General features: G+C 63.5%; 17 protein-coding genes. All 17 read right to left on the bottom strand.

Annotation, left to right across the window (positions count from 1 at the left end):
* Position 1 precedes the first annotated feature (1 nt).
* The 17 genes from flgK to flgA all read right to left on the bottom strand — a co-directional run bounded on the left by flgK (position 2) and on the right by flgA (position 17,670).
* Positions 2-1,453, bottom strand: coding sequence for a flagellar hook-associated protein FlgK (gene flgK, locus X744_RS145720; protein WP_031260867.1), 1,452 nt, complete (start codon positions 1,451-1,453; stop codon positions 2-4).
* Between the two features lie 27 nt (positions 1,454-1,480).
* Positions 1,481-2,737, bottom strand: a complete 1,257-nt coding sequence (locus X744_RS145725; protein ID WP_023761701.1) for a flagellar hook protein FlgE — start codon at positions 2,735-2,737, stop codon at positions 1,481-1,483.
* Between the two features lie 100 nt (positions 2,738-2,837).
* Entirely contained in the window at positions 2,838-3,506 is a 669-nt protein-coding gene (locus tag X744_RS145730) for a response regulator transcription factor (RefSeq protein WP_023761699.1), read from the bottom strand.
* 220 nt (positions 3,507-3,726) lie between these two features.
* Positions 3,727-4,314: a transglycosylase SLT domain-containing protein gene (locus X744_RS145735; RefSeq protein ID WP_050589583.1), complete on the bottom strand. Its 588-nt coding sequence runs from the start codon at positions 4,312-4,314 to the stop codon at positions 3,727-3,729.
* Complete coding sequence (locus X744_RS145740) at positions 4,244-5,650, bottom strand: flagellar hook-length control protein FliK (protein ID WP_023761697.1); 1,407 nt, start codon at positions 5,648-5,650, stop codon at positions 4,244-4,246. The genes X744_RS145735 and X744_RS145740 overlap by 71 nt, the downstream gene beginning before the upstream one ends.
* Positions 5,647-7,029, bottom strand: coding sequence for a chemotaxis protein (locus X744_RS145745; RefSeq protein WP_023761696.1), 1,383 nt, complete (start codon positions 7,027-7,029; stop codon positions 5,647-5,649). The genes X744_RS145740 and X744_RS145745 overlap by 4 nt, the downstream gene beginning before the upstream one ends.
* The gene (locus X744_RS145750) at positions 7,026-8,390 is read right to left on the bottom strand and encodes a MotB family protein (protein ID WP_023761695.1); all 1,365 of its coding nucleotides are present in this window, start codon (positions 8,388-8,390) and stop codon (positions 7,026-7,028) included. The genes X744_RS145745 and X744_RS145750 overlap by 4 nt, the downstream gene beginning before the upstream one ends.
* Positions 8,387-9,007, bottom strand: a complete 621-nt coding sequence (locus tag X744_RS145755; protein WP_023761694.1) for a hypothetical protein — start codon at positions 9,005-9,007, stop codon at positions 8,387-8,389. The genes X744_RS145750 and X744_RS145755 overlap by 4 nt, the downstream gene beginning before the upstream one ends.
* Before the next feature lie 3 nt (positions 9,008-9,010).
* Positions 9,011-10,657 (bottom strand): flagellar basal-body MS-ring/collar protein FliF, encoded by a 1,647-nt coding sequence (gene fliF, locus X744_RS145760; protein ID WP_023761693.1) that lies wholly within the window; start codon positions 10,655-10,657, stop codon positions 9,011-9,013.
* Positions 10,658-10,791: 134 nt separating this feature from the next.
* Entirely contained in the window at positions 10,792-11,859 is a 1,068-nt protein-coding gene (locus tag X744_RS145765) for a flagellin (protein ID WP_031260865.1), read from the bottom strand.
* Between the two features lie 266 nt (positions 11,860-12,125).
* The gene (locus tag X744_RS145770) at positions 12,126-13,115 is read right to left on the bottom strand and encodes a flagellin (RefSeq protein WP_023761691.1); all 990 of its coding nucleotides are present in this window, start codon (positions 13,113-13,115) and stop codon (positions 12,126-12,128) included.
* 234 nt (positions 13,116-13,349) lie between these two features.
* Entirely contained in the window at positions 13,350-14,081 is a 732-nt protein-coding gene (gene fliP / locus X744_RS145775) for a flagellar type III secretion system pore protein FliP (RefSeq protein WP_023761690.1), read from the bottom strand.
* Positions 14,078-14,572: a flagellar basal body-associated FliL family protein gene (locus X744_RS145780; RefSeq protein ID WP_023761689.1), complete on the bottom strand. Its 495-nt coding sequence runs from the start codon at positions 14,570-14,572 to the stop codon at positions 14,078-14,080. The genes fliP and X744_RS145780 overlap by 4 nt, the downstream gene beginning before the upstream one ends.
* A 19-nt stretch (positions 14,573-14,591) precedes the next feature.
* The gene (gene flgH / locus X744_RS145785) at positions 14,592-15,305 is read right to left on the bottom strand and encodes a flagellar basal body L-ring protein FlgH (RefSeq protein ID WP_023761688.1); all 714 of its coding nucleotides are present in this window, start codon (positions 15,303-15,305) and stop codon (positions 14,592-14,594) included.
* Positions 15,302-15,883: a MotE family protein gene (locus tag X744_RS145790; protein WP_084025631.1), complete on the bottom strand. Its 582-nt coding sequence runs from the start codon at positions 15,881-15,883 to the stop codon at positions 15,302-15,304. The genes flgH and X744_RS145790 overlap by 4 nt, the downstream gene beginning before the upstream one ends.
* A 9-nt stretch (positions 15,884-15,892) precedes the next feature.
* Positions 15,893-17,134: a flagellar basal body P-ring protein FlgI gene (locus X744_RS145795; RefSeq protein ID WP_023761686.1), complete on the bottom strand. Its 1,242-nt coding sequence runs from the start codon at positions 17,132-17,134 to the stop codon at positions 15,893-15,895.
* Positions 17,131-17,670, bottom strand: coding sequence for a flagellar basal body P-ring formation chaperone FlgA (flgA, locus tag X744_RS145800; protein ID WP_023761685.1), 540 nt, complete (start codon positions 17,668-17,670; stop codon positions 17,131-17,133). The genes X744_RS145795 and flgA overlap by 4 nt, the downstream gene beginning before the upstream one ends.

The following is a 17,670-nucleotide window of genomic DNA, read 5'->3' as shown; positions in this document are numbered from 1 at the left end:
ATTATCCCACCGCGTTGAGCAAGGCCGCCATCATGTCGTCGACGGTTTTCATCATCCGGGCCGACGCCTGATAGGTGTGCTCGAGGTCGAGGAGCAGCGACATTTCCTGGTCGACATTGACGCCGGTTGCGTTGGACAGCGCCTCGGCGCTGCGCGAGGCCAGTGCTTCCTTGGCGTCGGAAGCGGTCGATGCCTGCTGGCGCATGCCCCCGAACCAGCCGATCGAGTTGGCCGCGTAATCGGAAACGCTGGACGTAGCCGAAACCCCGGCGGCGGGATCGAAGGCCATCGGCTGGTCGAGCCGATCGCCATAGGCAATCAGCAGGGTGGAATAGGATGCGCCACCGGTGTTGGCGACATAGGCCGCACCGTTGGCACCGCCGTCGCGCAGCAGCGTCGGATTGCCGCCGCTGCTCGGGTCCATCACCGCATTGACGCTGATGGATGCGGCAAGCCCGTTGACCAGCGTGCCCGCTGCCGGCACGGCCGGCGCGCCCGACCATGTGAAAAGGCCGGTTTTGTTAGGTTGCGATGGCGCCGTTTCGGCAAAGGCCGTGATCAGGCCGCGCGCGGTCTCGTCGAGCTGGCTCTGCATGGTCGAGGCGACGCCGTCGCGCAGTTGCAGCAGGCCGGCAAGCGTGCCGCTGGCGCTGGTGTTGCCGCCGGCTCCCGCCGAGATCGGCACATTGTCGATATAGACTGCATTGCCGGCGGCGCCCGCGGTATAGCCAGCCGACGCCGCGAAACTGACCGTGCGCGGTATCGTCTCGAACAATGTCGTGCCGTCACCGGTGGTGATGACCATGTCATTGTCGCCCCGCGAGAAAGTCGACACCGGGACATAGTTCGAAATCTTCTTCAAAAGCGCGTCGCGCTGGTCGAGCGCATCGGAAACATCGTTGCCGGAGCGGGTTCCGGTCATGACGGCCGTGTTGGCATCCTGGAACTGGCTGAGCAGCGAGTTCAGGTCGTCAACCGCCGTGGCGATCTGGCCATCGGTCTGGGTGCGGAAATCCTGGACGGCCTTGGAGCCCTCGTTCAGCGAACGCACAACCTGCTTGGCGGCGTCGATGACGCTGGCTCCGAGGTTCTGGTTGGACGGGGAAGTGGCGTAGAGCTGCAGCGCCTGCTGCAGGTTGGCGATCACGGACGAGGGCGAGGACGCATTGTCGACGCCGTTGACCGCAACTCCCAGCTGATCCATGCCGCTGAAGAGCGCGTTCTGGCCGCTCCAGGCCGACAGTGCGCCGAGATTCTGGCGGAACAAGAGGTCATTGGTGACGCGTTGAATATCAACCGACCGCGCGCCCGGCGCCGTGCTGGTGACGATGGCCTGGCGGCGCGAATAGTCCGGATTGGAGGCGTCGGCAACGTTGCGCGAGACAACGCTGGTCTGTCGCGCGGTGTTCATAAGCGCGGACTGGGCGATACTCAATGCGGTAGACAGTGACATGCGGTCTTTCGCGGGGCGGTGCCCGTTTTATCTCTTCAGGTTGACAAGGACGTCCATCAGATCGGAGCCGGTCTGGAAGACTTTCGAATTGGCGGTGTAGCTGCGCTGCGCTGCGATCATGTTGGTCAGCTCCTCGGCGATGTCGACGTTGGAGTTCTCGATCGCGCCGGAGATAATGGAGCCAAGCTTGCCTTCATTGGCGAAGCCGACACGGACCGCGCCCGACTCGGTGCCCTGCGAGTAGACATTGCCGGGCAGTGCGGTGAGTTGATCCGGGCTCTGCACGTCGGCCAGCGGGATCTTGTAGAGCGGTTTGGTGGAACCGTCCTTGTACTGGGCGTAGATGGTGCCGTCCTTGCTGATCTGGACCTTGTCGATGGTGCTCGGCGCGTTGCCGTTGACCTGGGCATCGGAAACGGTGAAGCCGGTGCCAAGCTGGGTCAGCGCCGACAGATCGAGCGAAAAGGCAGAGCCGTTCGGCACGGTGAATGAAACGCTGGTGGGCGTGCCGGTGAGCTTGCCGGTGGTGGTGTCGAAGGTCAGATTGGCCGAACCGAGCGCGCCGCCTGTGTAGGGAAATGAGGTTCCGGCAGTGGCCTTCGACTGGTCGAAGACCGCTACCTGCCAGGTGCCGGTGCCGGTGTTGGTGAAATAGACGTCGAGCAGCTTCTTGTTGCCGAGATTGTCATAGGCGACCATCGAGGATTTCGACGTGTATTGTGCGCCCGCAGCGTTGGCGGCGGGCAGGTTGGCGGTCGCGACCGGTGTCGCGCCTGCCGGCAGGTTGCCGGCATAGCTACCGTCGGTGCTCGGCGTCGCGGTCATTCCCTGGTCGGAGATGACAACCGGGACCAATCCCTCGAAGCCGTTGACCGTCGCTGCCGGCACGCCGTTGTCGTAGCTATAGGCCATCAGCTGGAAGCCGGCCGAGTTGACCAGCCTGCCCTGCCCATCGGGCACGAAGGCGCCGGCGCGGGTCAGGTAAGGTGTGCCGCTCGGATCCTGAACGACAAAGAAACCATCGCCGCTGACAGCAAGATCCGAGACCGAGGTCGTGTATTGAAGCACGCCCGGATCGCTGACCGCCTGACGGATCGTCGTGGTGATGCCGCCGGAATTATAAGCGCCGCCTGTAGATGGCATGACCAGCGTCGAGAACTCTGCGGAGGACCGCTTGTAACCGGTGGTATCGGAATTGGCGATGTTGTCGGCGACCGTCGACAGGCGGTTTGCTTGCGCGTTCATGCCGGAAACGCCGGTCCGCATCATTCCGTAGAGGCTCATCGAAACGTCTCCCCAATGTGCATGCCGCTGGCTCCAAAGTGGATGCCACTGGCAACGAGGCTACGCGTGTTTTCTTGCGCGAGGCTGGCGCGAAGCTGCATCAGAAGACCAGCCGGTAGCCAAGAAAGCGCTTGGAATCGATCGGGTCGCTGCCCAGCTTTTCGCGCAGCTTCTTGCGCAGTTTGCTGATGTGGCTTTCGACCACGTTCTCCTCGACCTCTTCGTCGAAGATGCCGTAGATGGCGTTGAAAACCTGGGTCTTGGTGACGCGACGCCCGCGATTGCTCGCCAGATATTCGAGGATGCGGCGCTCACGGCGCGGCAGGGGCAGGGGCTGGCCGTCGATTTCTGGGTCGCGGCCGTCCATGAAGATGCGCATGGCGCCGATCTCGGTGTAGGCGACATCTTCCTGGGCCCGACGGCGGATGGCGGTGATGCGGGCCAGTATCTCTCTGATGTGGACGGGCTTGCGAATGACGTCGTCGACGCCGCTTTCAAACAACCGCAGCGTGTTCTCCAGGGAGTGCTGTTCGCTGAGCGCGATGACCGGAGCGCCGGTGCGATCGCGGATCTGGCGGGGAGAGATGGAGCCATCGCGGCAGTCGCCGATGAGGAAGGCCCTGACCGAGCGAAGATCGGTATCGGCAGCCGAGTTCACCCACTCACCAAACTCGCCGGATGCAAAGCCTGCACAGGCGATGCCCTCACGATCGAAAAGTGAATTGTATCCCTCTGTTACGAGCTCGCGCTCGTCAACGATAACAATCATCGGCCCGCCTCCGAATCAAATCATTTGCCCCGTGAAGAAAGGCGTATCCGCTGGCGAGAATCCTGAACAACCGTCATTTCTTGTAGCTAGTTTCTTGGGAGTCCGGAATCGTATCGGTTGCATTAGCATGCAGCCAAATATGCTCTCGAGGGTAAGAGCCGACTTGGTCCAAGCGACGAGTCAGGGTTGCGGGATCGACTCGCTGAACCGGGAAATACGCTTATGGGTTGCAAAAGCCGCGAGCGTTCGCGGTCCATTTTCCAAAGCCTGTGGCGACCATGTTGGCAATGACGCGGCAGACATAGATCTTCTGTGCCGGATCGTTGTCGGAACCGGCATGATAGCGGGCGACAGCCATCGACCAGGTCTCGTGACGGGCATGGAGGCCGGCCAGGAAGCGCGCCGCGTAATCGACGTTCTGGCGTGGGTCGAGCATGTCCTCGACGCTGCGAAAATGCGAGGCGTGGTAGTGATGGTTGATCTGCATGCAGCCCAGATCGATCAGCGTCTTGCCCTCGCGGCGGGCATTGGCAAAGGCGGCAAGGGCTTCGGCCCGGCTTCGCGGAAAGACCGCTTTTCCCTCTATATTCAAGGCGTTGGGTTGAAGGCTGCCCTTGTTTCCGGTCTCCGTCAGGCCAACGGCATAGAGGATGCCGGCGGGTACGCCATAGCGATCGGCGGCGCGCAGGATCTCCGGCTCGCAAGGGTTGGCCACAGCAGCGGCAGCGCTTGCCGCGCTAGATAATGATATCGCCGCCAGAGCGCTCGCGAGAAGGCGAAGTGCCGCGGCCGTAATCCTGCGCATCATCGTTGCGTTTTCCCGAGGGTTGCTGACCCGATTTCTGGCCGCCGGCTCCACCATTGCCGCCGCCCGAATTCCCGGATTGAAAGGACGACGGATCGCGGCCCGTTGCCGCCGGCAGGGGTGCGGTTGCATCGGAGCGGGTTGTGGCGGGACCTGCTACCGAAGGTTGCATGATTGTGACCTTGTCGACCTCGAAGCCAAGCCCGCGCAGCGATTTGACGATGGCCTCGCTGTCGGCTGACAGACGACGATAGGCGTCATGTGTTTCAGGCTTCAGCTCAATCGAAAGTTGTTCTCCGGAGAGGCGAAGATGGGCCGTAACCATCCCGAGTTCGGCTGGGTGCAGCTCGATCTTCAACACATGTGTCGGAACGGCAACAGAGCTGGCCAGCCGGGCGGTCGTGGATGAGGCTGAAACTGCCTTTTGCGGGCCGCTATCGGCGGCTATGGCGTTGATCACATTGAGAGCTGCCTGGCTGATGGGACTTTGCGGCGGTGCTGGGTAGCTCCGTTCGGACACCACGTCGATGCGTGTCGCGGACGGAGACTGTTTTCCCGCTTCGGGCCGCATCGCGGACTGGACGTCCTCGATGCTCTTCATCGCCGGCGCGTCGTGCTTCGACCGTGCGCCGGGCGCCTCGGCAGCCGGCGCCTCCGGCAGCTTCTGGGGCGCCACCGTGTTGTCGCGTTTCGACGTGCTCGAGGCAGCACCGGCAGCACTCGGCGGCTTGGCATCAAGCTCCGTCAGAGACCCCTCGACGATCGAGACCTGCTCCGGCTTCGATACAGTTTCGAGGGCTTCGCGTCCGGCGGTCAATTTCGAGCGGTAGGTCTTCGGCAGTGGAGCTTGCCCGTCGAGCGCCGGGGCCGGCGGGCTCTCGCCAGTTGATGCCTCGCGCCCGGCTGCTTTGGACGATGTGGAGAAATGGCGCAGGTCATGAAACGCGATCAGCAGCGGCAGGTCGTCTTGAAGCGGCGCGGCATCGGCTTCCGGAGCCGCCTTTTCGGCGTCGGCATCGTTCCTGTGTGACTTTGGTCCCAGGTCGTCCTTGCCGGCCTTCACGGCCGGCCCTTTGGCGGGGGCGATCGGTCCTGGATCGGCCGACGACGGCTCGGCCTTGCCGACATGGCCGGCGAGGCCGGCAGTGAGCTTGCTCCAGCGCGGGTTTCGTGTTCCCGCTTCGGTCGTCGGCTGCCGTTGCGGGCGGGCAGGATCGGTGTCGCCGCGCAGCACCTTGCCGAAGCCATCGTCATCGTTCCTGCCATTCGCGGCCGGTCGCTCCGACGTCGCGCGCGTGGAGGCAGATCCTGGCAGGGCCGGGCCGAGTCTGGCGGTCATTTGGGGGCGGCTCCAAGCATCTGGTCGATCACGTCGAGCTGTCGACGTGTTCTGGTCATGGCGGCATCGGTCGGATCGGTGGGCTGGGGACTGGCAGCAGGCGACGGCGCCGACGCCGGCATGACAGCCGCCGCATCGGCAGGCGCGGACGGAACCGCGTGCGTGTCCGGCGCACTGGCAGCTGGTCGGCCGGAGGCTGCGGCGGCGGCAGGTTGCTCCGAGATCGCGCCTTCGACCGGTGGCAGTCCGCTGACATCGGCGCCTTGCGGTGTGGCGGTCTCGGGCACCGGTGGTTGCCCGACCGCAACAGGGGCAGGCTTTTCCTCGGGAAGGGCGGTGGGCGGCGCCACGACTTCGCCAGCAATGGCCTGCGCGGCGTCCAGCAAAGCGCGGTCGCCATCCGACAACCGGCTGCGGTCGATCCTGCCAAGCTTGCCGCGAACATCCTCGATGGTGCCCGAGGTGACGGTGGAAAGGCTGGCATAGAGCAAGGCGCGGGGATCATCCTGGTTGGTGTTGCCGTCGCGGCCCTGCTCGGCCCGTACCGAGGCGAAGGCCGACAGGTCGTTCAGACCGTCGATCGCGGCGCGGCGGGCGATGCGTAGATAGATCACCTTCTCGCGCTCGGAATCCATCATTGAGGTAATGTCGGCCAGCTTGTCTTGGCTGATCGACATATGCAGCGCGATGACGCCGGAGACGAAAGAGTCGGCGAACTGGCTGGCATAGGGTGAATAAAGATAGCGCTCCACATATTGGGTGGAGGCAAGCGCGAAGCGTGCCGCGTCACCTTGCGCGACTGCAATGCCGACCGAACGGCGAAGTGCAGCTTCCTCGACCAGCGTGCCGGGGCTGAGCAATCTTGCCTTGTCGAGCAGACCAAGTGCGGCCGCTGGCTGGTCGCCGGCAAGCAACGAGCCTTTGACCAGCGCAAGGAAAGCGCCGAGATCCGGAGGCAGCGCCATGGGCTCGATCGGCTTCAAGGCTTCGATCGCCTCGCCGGGCCGGCCGGTCAGGTAGTCGATTACGCCTTTGGCTATGGCAAGGTTTTGCGGGTCCGTCGTGGCGCGCGACGCGGCGGCCTCCACCGTCACCGGGTTGCCGCCGCTCATGCCGTAGACAAGCAGGGCGCGAAAGTTCTTGGGATCCTTGTAGTCCTCGGCATCCGCCGTGCGCAGGCGCGCATCCGCCATCTCCAGCAGCTTGGCCTGCATCGGGAGCGCGGCATGATCGCCGGTGGCTATGCGATCCTGCACCAGCTGCAGCGAGCGCACCAACTGATATGGCTGCAGCGCTTCCTGAGCGAAGCCGGCCGACGGGTGTCCGACTGCCAGCAGCAACAGGCCAATCAATTGGCTGATGGCGGCGGTTCGCCTCATCCGTCGGTCGCCATCAGGATTTCGATGCGGCGGTTCACGGCCGCCAATGGATTCGCGGGGTCCTTCGGCTGGCGGTCGGCGAAGCCTGCGACCTCGGTGATGCGGCGTTCGTCGACGCCACCGCGCACGAGCATGTAGTAGGCGGAATGCGCGCGCGCCGTCGACAGTCGCCAATTGTCGTAGCTGTCGCTGCGGAAAGGTCGCGCGTCGGTGTGGCCGTTGATGCTGATGGTGCCCTTTTGGCTGTTGACGATGCGGCCGATCTTCTCCATCGCCAGCACAAGTTCGCGTCTCGGCAGCGCCGAGCCAACCTCGAACATGCCGAAGTCGAACTGGTCGGTGATAGAGATGACGACGCCCTTGTCGGTGGCTTCGACCGAGACGCCGTCGTGCAGCTTGTCGCCGGATTTGAAGGCATCGGCCAACTGCCGCTTGACGTCGGCCGCGGCCTTGACAGCGGCGGCGGTCGGCGCCTTCTCGCTGGTGTCGGGCTTGGCAGCCTTTTGCGGCTCGGCGTCGGCTTTGGCTGGGTCCGCGGCCTTGATGTCGTTCGGTTTGGTCTCGCCCGGTTTGGTTTCGCTTGATTTCGTGTCGCCGACCTTGGCCATTTCCGGATTCGTGGCCTGCTTGCCGATCGCGTCCTTGGCCAGCGGTTCGTGCGGTGCGGCAGCGACGGGCGGTACGGCTTTGACTTTCGGCACTTGCGTTTCGGCGGCCTTGTCGCCGGGCTTGACCGGATCGCCCTCGATCCTGGTGCGCTCGGCACTGGCCTCCGCGGCGGGCGCCGCCATTTGTTGCGACCAGAAATCCGGCTCGAAGGGATCGCGGTAGGAGGCGCCGCCAGAGGCGCCTGTCGCCGGGCCGGCAGCCTGCGCGCCGCCGTCGCCCTTCTGACTGACGTTCTGCATGACGCCGGTGTCGGTGGCGATTTCCGAAAGCACCGCATAAGGATCGGCGAACAGATGCTCGTCGGAGTGCTCCGCCTGCGGCAGTTCCTGCTTTTCCTGCTTGCGGTCCGCCGAGCCGTCGCCGTCCTGGCCGGCCTTGTTGGTCGCCTTCTGCGGATTGTCGGCCGTCGTGCCGATCGCGCGCGGACCGTCGCCGAGATCCTCCAGGCCCTTGCGGCTCGAATTGCGGTCGACCAGCTTGACTGGGTTGAAGTAGCTGGCGACGGCCGCCTTGGTCTGCTCGTTGGCGGCGTTGATCAGCCACATGACCAGGAAGAAACACATCATGGCCGTCATGAAGTCGGCGAAGGCGATCTTCCAGACGCCGCCATGGTGGGCGTCGTCGTGATCGCCATGCGCATGCCGCACGATGATGATTTCGTGGGGGGCGTGTCCGGCCTCTGCGACGCTCATGCAAGAACCTCTGAGAGGGTCGTCGACCATTCGGCCATGCGCGTTTCGAACACCGCCTCGTCGATGGCGACAGTGAGGTCGAAGCCCGGTGTCTCGACGAAGTCGAGATTGGCGGCGCGTGGCCCGAGCGATGCCTTCAGCGTTTCGAATAGTGAGAGCGGCCCGCGGACGGCGATGCGCACCGCTTCAGCATCGCCGACCGCCTCGCGTATCGCACTGGCGAGCACCTCGATCGAGCGTTTCTGCAGATCGTCGCTAATGATGCCGCCAATGATGCGAGCGACCGTGGCGGCGACAAGTCCGGTCACACGCGCCTCCATGGCATCGATACGCTGCGAGACCGCCTTGCCGATATCGTCGCCAAGGCTTTCGAGAAATACCCTTGCTTCTTCTGCATTGGCCTGGCGTTCGGCTTCGAGCGCTGCTTCATGCGCAACCGAAAGGCGCGCCTCAAGCGCAACCTCGGCCTGGACAACCGCTTCCGCGATCAGCGTGCCGATATCGGCTTGCGGGGCAGGCGTCTCCTGATTGTGTTGGGGATCGACCGTGGCCCGGCTGGCACGTTGCGTGCGTGTGCCGAAATCAGGCAGAAGGTCGAAGAGGGCTGCGGAGGGCATGGTCTACACCGCAACTTCCTGGGCTGCCCATTTGCGCAGGATCTGCGCGGTACGCTCCTCGTTGAGGTCGACCATTCGGGCAAGCCGATCCTGCGGCGCCGGCCTGATCTTCTGGCGAAGATCATCGAGCGGTGTCGGACCTGGTCGCGAACCGGGCAAGGCGCCAACCGCGACATTGTCGGCGACCGCCGTGGCTTCCGGCATTGGCAGCGAGCGCTGGACGTCATCGAAGCTGGGGCCCGACAGGGCCGGTGTTGCCTTAGCCGTCAGCGCCGATGCCATTGGCCTCAGGCCGAAGAAGGCGACCAGGAACACCACGACGATGAAGGCGCCGGCGTTGATCAGCGTGCCGGCATGCTGGCCGATGGAATCGAGCATTCCGGCCTGCGGGATCGCCTCGCCCTCCAGCCCGTCGATGAACTCGACAGCCGAGACATCGATGACGTCGCCGCGCTTTTCGTCCAGGCCGGTGGCCGAGGTCACCATCTTCTGGATGTCGGCGACGCGCTTGGCAATCTGCTCCGGCGTGGCGTCCTTGCCGAGTATGGTCATCAGCCGCTGCTGGTTGACGACGACGGCAATGGACATCTTGGTGACGCTGTAGCCGTTGGAGACGGTGGCGATCTTCTTTGAATTGATCTCGTAGTTGGTGATCTCTTCTCTGCGATCGTTCTGCGAAGAGGACTGCGGACCATCGGTGGCGGTTGCCTGGGTCTCGGGCAGGTTCTGTTCGACGCTGGCCGGGGTCGAGGCCTGCTTCTGATTGTTGTTCTCGTTGGCGCGCACCGATTGCACCGAGCGTTCGACGCGGGAGTTCGGATCGAAGATGGTTTCTTCGGTCTGGCGGGTGTCGGTGTTGACCTCGGCCTTGACGCTGGCGCGGAAATTATCGGGGCCGAGATAGGCAGTCAGCGCACGGCGGATGTTGTCGCCGATCTGAGCCTCGACGGTCTGCTCGACGCCGAGCGTGCGGGCGGCGCTGGTGTTGGAAGGGTCATCGCCCGCGGCCAGCAGATTGCCGCTGGAATCGAGCACCGTCACCTTGTCGGCCGACAGGCCGGGGACGGCGGCGGCAACGAGATGGCGGATCGACATGGCGCTCTTCTCGGCGTCGATGCCGGCGTAGCGGATGACCACCGAGGCGGAAGGCTGCTGATCGTCGCGGCGGAAATTGGCGCGTTCGGACATGACGATATGGACGCGCGCCGCCTTGATGCCCGATATCGACTGGATGGTGCGGGCGATCTCGCCTTCCAGCGCACGCGCGCGGGTGATCTGCTGCATGAAGGAGGTGAGGCCGAGCGAGCCGACATTGTCGAACAGTTCGTAGCCGGCATTGGCGCTTGTCGGCAGCCCCTTTTCGGCCAGCAGCATGCGCGCCTGCGCGGTGGTGCCGGCCGGCACCAGCACCGAGGTTCCGTCGGCACCGACGTCGAAGCCGATGCCGGCTTCGCCCAGCACCAGGCCGATCTGGTTCACGTCGGCGCGGTCGAGGCCGACATAGAGCGTGTCGTAGGCGGGGCGGTTGAGATAGACCGAGGCGATGCCGATGACACCCATCACCAGAACCGCGATGCCCGCCAGCATGGCGAGGCGCTTCACGCCAAACCCGCGGAGATTCGAGATGATGCTCTGGATCTGTTCCGGCACGGTTCAACGACTCCCAGCATGATTGTCCGCCGGAACAGTAGTCTTCGAAGCTTGTGCGAAAATGAAATCGGGCCGCGCTTGCGACGCGGCCCGTCAATCGGGATGAGTGGGGATCGCGCTGGTGGCGCCTGTGATCAGTTCTTGAACAGCGACAGGATCGACTGCGAGGCGCTGTTGGCGATCGACAGCGCCTGGATGCCGAGCTGCTGCTGCACCTGCAATGCCTGCAAGCGGGTCGATTCCTTGTTCATGTCGGCATCGACGAGCTGGCCGACGCCGCGGTCGATGGAGTCCATCAAGCTCTGGGTGAAGGTCTTCTGTAGGTCGATGCTGCTCTTGGCGGCGCCGAGGATGGTGGCGGAGTCGGTCAGCTGAGCCATGACCTTGTCGATCCTATTCACCATCTGCGTGATGATATCGTCGGTCACCCCGGCCGCCGTGATATCGAGGTTGTAGGCCGAGATGTTGTCAATCTTGGCGGGGGTGCCGGTAACAGCGGCCTGGCCCGCGGTGTTCGCGGCGATATCAGTCCCTCCGCCGGCGATCGCGGCAGCATAGGCTGTGTCATACTCCGTCTGGGCGGCTCCTGTGGAATAGATGGAAGTCTGGCGATCGAGGGTGCCATAGTTCTTCACGTCGCTGGCAAGGCCGTAGTCAAAGAGCTTAGTGCTCTCGACATCGATGTCGATCGTTCCGATCGAGATGGCGCCGGATGAGGAGCGATTGAATGAAGAAACAATCTGGGAGTCGGGCTGGACGCCGTCATTGGCGGCCGCGACCTGCTTGGAGGTCACCGCAAGGAAATTAGATCCCGAGAAGGTGGCTGCATCTGCAAAGGACTTCATCTGCGCCTGAAGGGCCTTGATCTCGGTCTGGGTCTTCGCCTTGGCGGCATCCGTCTGGCCGACGGTCGAGAGCACCTTTGTCTTGATCTGACCGATCGTCGTCAGCACATTGTTCAAGCCGGTGTAGGCGGTATCGACTTTCGAGGCGCCGAGGCCGAGTGCGTCCTGGACCGTCGACAGGGCCTGATTGTCCGAACGCATCGTGGTGGCGATCGACCAATAGGCGGCGTTGTCGGAGGCCTGCGAGACCCGATAGCCCGTCGATATACGAGCCTGCGTCTGTTCGAGCGACTTGCTTGTGGCGCTGAGGCTTTGGAGTGCGGTTAACGCCGAAGCGTTTGTCATGATGCTCGCCAAGAAAGTCGCTCCTTCTCAAAAGCCGACATGCTCAGACACGCCGGATAGGACTGTTCAACGCTGCTATCGTGCCGGTAGGGCCGATTCGCCAACTGTTGTAAGCTATTGGTTAACCATAATTAGCGCGACATGGTTAACAGCCTGTTAAACGCTGGCTTCCAGAGTTAAGGAGCGACGGTTGCGCGGGGCTGGAGAAAAACGCAAATCGGGCCGCGCTTTTGGCGCGGCCCGATTTCTTGGTGCGAAATGTGGTGGAGCGGAGGCGATTAGCCGCGGAAGAGCGACAGGATCGACTGCGAGGAACCGTTGGCGATCGACAGCGCCTGGATGCCAAGCTGCTGCTGGACCTGCAGGGCCTGCAGACGGGTCGATTCCTTGTTCATGTCGGCGTCAACGAGCTGGCCAATACCGCGATCGATGGAGTCCATCAGGTTCGAGGTGAAGGTCTTCTGCAGGTCGATAGAGCTCTTGGCGGCGCCGAGCTTGGTGGCGGCGTTGGTCATGTCCTTGAGCGCCGCGTCGACGACGGTCATCTGCTGCGCGATCTGACTATCGCTGGCAGCAACGCCACCCGAGAAGATGGTCAGCGAGGCGACCGAATAGGTATCGGTGACCAGTGCAGCCGCGCCCAGGGCTGACTGCGAGCCCGAGGCTGCGGCCGCAGCGCCGGTGGTGCCGAGGCGGGCCGTGTCGAGGATGCCCTTGGCGGTCGGCGCGGCGCCGGCGTCATAGAGCTTGATGCTTTCCACTTTGACGTCGATGGTCGAGATCGAAACCGCACCGGTGGAGCTGCGATTGAAGGCCGAAACGATCTTGACGTCTGCCGCCGTGCCCGAAGCCGTGGACACCGACAGCATGTTGGTGCCGGAGAAGGTGGCGCCGTCAGCGTAGGCTTTCAACTGGTTCTGAAGAGCGGCGATTTCGACCTGGGTTTTTTCCTTGGCCGCATCAGTCTGACCGTAGGATGCGGTCAGCTTCTGCTGGATCTGGTTGATCGTGCTGATCGCGCTGTTCATGCCGGTGTAAGCGGTGTCGACCTTCGAAGCGCCGAGGCCGAGCGAGTCCGAAACGGTGGACATTGCCTGGTTGTCGGAACGCATCGTGGTGGCGATCGACCAGTAAGCGGCGTTGTCGGAGGCCTGCGAGACCTTGTAGCCGGTCGAGATGCGGGACTGGGTGGCTTCGAGGTTCTTGTTGGTGGAGTTCAGGCTCTGCAGTGCCGTCAACGCGGCAGTGTTCGTCATGATGCTGGACATGGCTACTCGTACCCTGATTTTACACGTGTTTTTTTGACATACCGGCTCTACCGGTATGACGGTGCGGCATCATGCCAATGATCTCTGGAAATCGATCACCCGCCATCTGCGAGCGAATATGCGGGCAAGTCCCTACCAAAGGGCTAAACCGGACGGTTAATCGAAAATATATTGCGTGAATTCTGCGCCGGAGTAGCGCGCCAGAGCGGCGCTGGAGGATTCAGTCGCCCGGGATCAGTTGAAGGAGCGCACCAGACTGCCGACGAGCAGATTCCAGCCGTCGATCAGGACGAAGAACAAGATCTTGAACGGCAGCGACACCACTGTCGGCGGCAGCATCATCATACCCATCGCCATGGTGATCGTCGCGACGATCATGTCGATGACCAGGAATGGCAGCACGATCAGGAAGCCGATCTCGAAGCCGCGCCGGATCTCCGAGATCATGAAGGCGGGCACGAGAATGCGGAGGTCGACGGTGTCGCGCGAAACTGTCTGGCCGCGCTCGCGGGCGAGATCGGCGAACAGGTCGAAGTCCTTGTCGCGCACGTTGTGCAGCATGAAGGTGCGGAACGGATCCGAAATCCTCTCGAACGCCTCGGTCTGGGTGATCTGGTTGTCCATCAGCGGCTTGACGCCGGTGTTCCAGGCCTGATCGAAGGTCGGCGCCATGACATAGAAGGTCATGAACAGCGACAGCGAGATGAGAATGAGGTTTGCCGGCGTCGACTGCAGGCCGATGCCGGCGCGCAGAATCGAGAAGGCGATTACGAAGCGGGTGAAGCTGGTCACCATGATCATCAGGCCCGGCGCCACCGACAGCACGGTCAGCAGGCCGAACATCTGGATGATGTAGCCGACGGTGGTGCCATCGGCCTTACCGATGCCGCCGAGATCCAGCTGCTGGGCCGCCGCGACGGACGTGGCGGCGGCGATCAACGCCATGGCGAGAAGGAACTTTCTCATTCGAGCAGCAATGTCCTGATGAGAACCTGTTTGGCGTGACCCTGGCTGCGGATCGAGGCGCGTTCCTCGAGATCGGCCTTCAGGTGCTGGTAGCCGCTGGCGCCCTCGATCTGATGCATCTTCAAGGTGCGCACCAAGGCCAGAAGATCCTGGTGGATGTCGTCCGACATTGCCTGTGGCTGCGGCCCATCATAGACGACGGAGACCTCCATCCTGATCCAGGTATCGGCAGGCGAAGCGATGTTGGTGGTGATCGGCGCCAGCACGACGAGCGTTGGCCCCACGCCTGGCTGCTCGGCCGCAGCCTGCTGCTCGGTCTTGCCTTGGTTCTCAGGCGCCGCCGGTACCGTCGGAGGTGCGCCGACGCCCTTCAGGTAGCCGCCGGACATCCAGCCCATGCCGATGGCGGCCGCCGTCACAACCAGCAGCATGCCGCCCTGGACGGCGAGCGAAGGACCCTTGCGGGGCTGAACCTGTTCGATATTTGCCACGGCTCGGTGTTCCCCAATCCTAGAACGGAAGAACCTGGTCGAGCACCTGCTGGCCGTAGGCAGGTTGCTGGATCTCGGTGATGCGGCCGCGTCCGCCATAGGAGATGCGCGCTTCGGCGATGCGTTCGTAGGGGATGGTGTTTTCGGCGCCGATATCGGCCGGCCGCACGATGCCGGCGATGGTGAGCACCCTGAGTTCGGCGTTGACGCGCACTTCCTGCGATCCCTTGATCATCAAATTGCCGTTCGGCAGGACATTGATGACGATGGCAGCGACATTGAGATCCAGGGTTTCCGATCGCTTGATCTCGCCATCAGCCGTCGTGTCCGTGGTGGAGTTCAGAGCGCCAGCACCCTTGCCGGCGGTGCTGCCGATCTTGTCCCATTGCGCGCTGATATCGAAACCGAGCTTGCGGTTGGCAGTGCGGCTCCTGTCGTTCTGGTTCTTGAAGTTGGCGCGGTCATTGATCCTGATCTTGACGGTCAGGATGTCGCCCTGGGACAGCGCCCGCGGATCGGTGAACAACCGGCTCTGGCGGTCATCCCACAGCGAGAATTTCCTGGGCGGCGCAGGCGGCGTTTCCGGATAGCGATAGAGGGAGGAGTCGGTGCTGCCACCGTCGATGCCGGAGCCGACTGGTGACAGAGCCGGTTCCCTGCCGACCTCCTTCAGGTTGGTTCCACAACCGGACAACATGACGACCGCGCATAGGACGAGCATTTTGCGGATCATGACGGGTCTGCCCTTCGGGCTGCGCTGGCCATGATGCCGGTGAGCGTCGCCGCCGCCTTCTGGTCCATTTCGTTGAGGATGACGCTCGCTTTGCGGGAATCGAGCTTCATCAATATGGCCGCCGCCAGATCGGCGTTGACGATGGCCAGCCGCTCGGCGGCGGCGTCAGGTTTCATGCCGGCATAGATCTGGACCACGCCATCCTCGGCCCGGGCCAGGAAAACCTCGCGTCGCTTGAGCCAGGTCTCGTATTCGGCCTTTTTTTCCTCCAGCGCCTTCATGCGCTGGTCGATGCCGGCCTGGAGCTGTTTCAGTTCCTCCGCCTGCAAGACATAGCGGCGGTCGCGGGCGGCGTCTGCGATGTTGGAGCAAAAACGCTCGATCTCGCTTTGGTCGGGTGCCTTCTCTCGCGCCAATTGCTGCGGCGGCGCTGCGACCGGTGCTCCCGGCAGGACCTGGCGGACCGCCTCCTCACCGCGTGCGGTATCGCCGGCAAAGGGCAGAGCCGCGAGAACGGCGGTCACGAGCAGGATTGCGACGGGGCGATATCTTTCAAGGCGTGAGAAGGAGCGTGTCATCGGCATAGCCTATTGCAGAACCAGGTCGGCCTGCAGGGCGCCGGCCGATTTAATGCCCTGCAGAATGGCAATGATGCCGTCCGGCTTTACGCCGAGCCGGTTGAGACCGGAAACGAGGGTTTGAAGATCGGGACCGTCGAGCACGGCAACGCGGGCGTCGGGCCGGCTGGCTTCGATGGCGGTGAACGGTTCGACGGCGGTCTCGCCCTTGGAGAAGGGCTCGGGCTGCACGATGCGCGGTGCTTCGGTGATGCGCACGGTGAGCGTGCCATGGCTGATGGCGACCCGCGAGATCTTGACGTCGTTGCCGATGACGATGGTGCCGGTGCGCTCGTCGATGACGACGCGGGCCGGCGTGTCCGATTCCACAACCAGGTTCTCGATCTCGGCATAGAAGCGAGCCGCCGAAACACCCTTTGGCCTTCTGATCTGCACGGTGCGCGAATCGCGCTCGGCCGCTACGCGCGCACCGAAACGCTGGCTGGTGTAGTCGTTGATGGCATCGGCGATACGGATGGCGGTCGAGAAGTCGGGATTGCGCAGTTGCAGCGTCAGTGTTGACTGATCGTCGAACTCGGCCTGGACGGCACGCTCGACGATGGCACCGTTGGGCACGCGGCCGGACGTCGGCACGCCTTGCGTCAGCTGCTCGGCCTGTCCCTTGGCGGTAAAGCCGGAAACGATCACCGAGCCCTGGCCGACGGCATAGATCTCGCCGTCCGCCGCCTTAAGCGGCGTCATGATCAGCGTTCCGCCGGCGAGCGAAGTCGCGTCGCCCATCGAGGAGACGTCGATGTCGATGCGAGCGCCCGACTGCACGTAGGGGGGCATGTTAGCGGTGACGATGACGGCGGCGACGTTCTTGGCGCGCGCGCTGCCGCCTTCGGTGGCGATGCCGAGATTTTCGAGCATGGCGCGGATCGACTGTTCGGTGAACGGCGAGTTGCGCAAGCTGTCGCCCGATCCGGCAAGGCCGATGACCAGACCGTAGCCGACCAGCTGGTTGTCGCGCGAGCTCTGCAGTTGGGCGATGTCCTTGATGCGCGAGGCGACCTGGCCCGGCGGCAGCGAACTCGGCCCGGACGAGACCCGAAACATGCGGCTGGTGGTGGCCGGATCATATTCGGGATCGTTATAGACGCCGCCATTCTTGGCGGCGAGATCGCGTTTGGCCTTCGGTGTCAGGCCGTCGGCCAGAGCCGGTTGCAGGCCAAGTACGGCTGCCAATATCAGGGTAAGTCCGCGCATCATGAAGCGCTGACCTGGATGGTTCCATCCGTCATCACCGTGCCGGACAGGATCTTGCCGCTGTCGACGTTGCGGACCTTGACGAGGTCGCCCGCGGCACCTGGCTGCAGTGTCACCGCGGTTGCCGAGATCGTCAGTCCGCCGGCGATGAAGAAGACCTGCACGGACGCACCCTGTTCGACCAGCCAGGCTTCGCGGATGGCGGTAGAAGGGATGTAGCGGCCGGGCAGCAGCGTGCGCTTGGCGACCTTGCCGTCGAGTTCCTCGGCCCTTGTGACGACTCCGTCCGGCTTGTGCTTGCCGGCGATGAGGGTCACCCGTTTCAAGGCCGTAAGTTCGATGGTCTGGCCGGGATAGATGACCCGGTTGGGTATCAGCACGACGTCGCCGACAGGTTGATTGCTGGCGATCTGGGTGGCTGACTGGTCGGCCGACTGGTTTGTCGATTCCTGGGCAAAAGCCGGCATGCCTCCCGCTACCAGCGCAAGGACGAGCGCGGTGCGGCGGAATGCGGACAGGAGGCCGGGCGTCGACATCAT

Origin of the sequence: Mesorhizobium sp. LNHC252B00, from assembly GCF_000502955.1 — a bacterium.
Lineage (GTDB): Bacteria > Pseudomonadota > Alphaproteobacteria > Rhizobiales > Rhizobiaceae > Mesorhizobium.
The sequence above is the reverse complement of the archived record's forward strand: the minus strand, read 5'-3'. Positions and strand labels throughout refer to the sequence as shown.

Bases quoted from the DNA above. Each gene is read 5' to 3' on its own strand.
- flgK (WP_031260867.1), bottom strand. From the start codon at position 1,453: ATGTCACTGTCTACCGCATTGAGTATCGCCCAGTCCGCGCTTATGAAC.
- X744_RS145725 (WP_023761701.1), bottom strand. From the start codon at position 2,737: ATGAGCCTCTACGGAATGATGCGGACCGGCGTTTCCGGCATGAACGCG.
- X744_RS145730 (WP_023761699.1), bottom strand. From the start codon at position 3,506: ATGATTGTTATCGTTGACGAGCGCGAGCTCGTAACAGAGGGATACAAT.
- X744_RS145735 (WP_050589583.1), bottom strand. From the start codon at position 4,314: ATGATGCGCAGGATTACGGCCGCGGCACTTCGCCTTCTCGCGAGCGCT.
- X744_RS145740 (WP_023761697.1), bottom strand. From the start codon at position 5,650: ATGACCGCCAGACTCGGCCCGGCCCTGCCAGGATCTGCCTCCACGCGC.
- X744_RS145745 (WP_023761696.1), bottom strand. From the start codon at position 7,029: ATGAGGCGAACCGCCGCCATCAGCCAATTGATTGGCCTGTTGCTGCTG.
- X744_RS145750 (WP_023761695.1), bottom strand. From the start codon at position 8,390: ATGAGCGTCGCAGAGGCCGGACACGCCCCCCACGAAATCATCATCGTG.
- X744_RS145755 (WP_023761694.1), bottom strand. From the start codon at position 9,007: ATGCCCTCCGCAGCCCTCTTCGACCTTCTGCCTGATTTCGGCACACGC.
- X744_RS145770 (WP_023761691.1), bottom strand. From the start codon at position 13,115: ATGTCCAGCATCATGACGAACACTGCCGCGTTGACGGCACTGCAGAGC.
- fliP (WP_023761690.1), bottom strand. From the start codon at position 14,081: ATGAGAAAGTTCCTTCTCGCCATGGCGTTGATCGCCGCCGCCACGTCC.
- flgH (WP_023761688.1), bottom strand. From the start codon at position 15,305: ATGATCCGCAAAATGCTCGTCCTATGCGCGGTCGTCATGTTGTCCGGT.
- X744_RS145790 (WP_084025631.1), bottom strand. From the start codon at position 15,883: ATGACACGCTCCTTCTCACGCCTTGAAAGATATCGCCCCGTCGCAATC.
- X744_RS145795 (WP_023761686.1), bottom strand. From the start codon at position 17,134: ATGATGCGCGGACTTACCCTGATATTGGCAGCCGTACTTGGCCTGCAA.
- flgA (WP_023761685.1), bottom strand. From the start codon at position 17,670: ATGATGTCGACGCCCGGCCTCCTGTCCGCATTCCGCCGCACCGCGCTC.